This window comes from Roseburia sp. CLA-AA-H209 (genome assembly GCF_020687575.1).
Taxonomy (GTDB): Bacteria; Bacillota; Clostridia; order Lachnospirales; family Lachnospiraceae; genus Roseburia_C; species Roseburia_C amylophila.
Window position 1 is genome coordinate 1 of record NZ_JAJEQU010000057.1, and the last position, 1,192, is coordinate 1,192.

Here is a 1,192-nt window from a genome sequence, read left to right on the forward strand (position 1 = left end):
ATTGTGGAAGCGGTAACTCCCATCTTCTCTGCAACATAAGGCTGTGTCAGATTTAATTCCAGACGACGCTGTTTTGCCCTGCTGCCAATCAGCTTGCGTAGTTCTTTATCTTTCATGCTGATTGCCTCCTTTTTCGGTATGTATGAATTATAGCATGTACCTCACATAATTGCAATATGCAATATAATAATTATTTTTAAAATTTCATAACGCTTGACAACACAATATAAAACCGCTATACTAACAGCACAACAAAAATTGCATAATGCAATTCATAAGGAGGTGACAAGATGACGGAAAGAAAGATTGCATTATCCATCGAGGAAGCAGCCGACTATACAGGAATTGGCAGAAACACTTTGAGAAAGCTGGTTGAATGGAAGAAACTTCCGGTATTAAAAGTCGGAAGAAAAGTCCTTATTAAAACTGACATTCTGGAAAAGTTCATGGAAGCCAACGAGGGGCGAGATCTGAGGGATAAAGGAAATGTAAAAACTGTCACAAGAAATGTGGCAACTTAAAAAGGCGGCTTCCTACGAAACCGCCAAAGGTTCTATCAGACCGAAGCCATGATATACCTACACGCAAGAGGATTATACCATGTGCTTCTCCTGATATGCAACCGGGAACTAATGTTTATCTTGTCGGAAAAACATCGACAAGATAATGCTCCGCAAGGATGCACCACGATTCTGATTGGAATTATGTCAACAGAGCTGACCAGAATCGTGTGCCAAATCTTAGCAGAGCAAGATTTGATTATAAGAGAAAGGATGAAGACGATATGGCGAAATCAACAAAGACTTATGAAGAAAGAATACGTGCATTAGAGAAAAAGGAACAGGAAAGCATCGAAGCTACCAAAAAGCTCATTGCACAGCGAAAGGAACTGGAAAAGAGAAAGAAAGCCGAGGAAAGTAAAAAACGAACCCACAGGCTCTGTCAGATTGGCGGTGCGGTGGAATCGGTTCTTGGCTGTCCGATTGAGGAGGAAGATTTACCAAAGTTGATAGGCTTCTTAAAAAGGCAGGAAACAAACGGAAAGTTTTTCTCAAAGGCGATGCAGAAAGAGCCACTTACAGATATGGAGGAAGTGTAATGGCGGAGGGAGTGGTTTTTCCATTCCCTTCATTGCCTTTGAATGAAGGGCGCACTTATGGACAACCAGAGGTCGTCCTTATAAGTTTGCCAC

At 41.4% G+C, this 1,192-nt stretch carries 2 protein-coding genes and 1 pseudogene; 2 read left to right on the forward strand and 1 reads right to left on the reverse strand.

The genetic code is table 11. From position 1 onward, the window contains the following. Positions 1-116: pseudogene (locus tag LKD41_RS15585) on the reverse strand (helix-turn-helix domain-containing protein); the annotation flags it as partial. 174 nt (positions 117-290) lie between these two features. Here LKD41_RS15585 and LKD41_RS15590 point away from each other — a divergent pair. After that, complete coding sequence (locus tag LKD41_RS15590) at positions 291-521, forward strand: helix-turn-helix domain-containing protein (RefSeq protein ID WP_008115699.1); 231 nt, start codon at positions 291-293, stop codon at positions 519-521. A 263-nt stretch (positions 522-784) separates the two neighbouring features. Further along, positions 785-1,099, forward strand: coding sequence for a hypothetical protein (locus LKD41_RS15595; RefSeq protein ID WP_014080633.1), 315 nt, complete (start codon positions 785-787; stop codon positions 1,097-1,099). Positions 1,100-1,192 lie beyond the last annotated feature (93 nt).

Excerpts from the sequence above, each read along its gene's own strand:
- LKD41_RS15590 (WP_008115699.1), top strand. The coding sequence starts at position 291 with ATGACGGAAAGAAAGATTGCATTATCCATCGAGGAAGCAGCCGACTAT.
- LKD41_RS15595 (WP_014080633.1), top strand. The coding sequence starts at position 785 with ATGGCGAAATCAACAAAGACTTATGAAGAAAGAATACGTGCATTAGAG.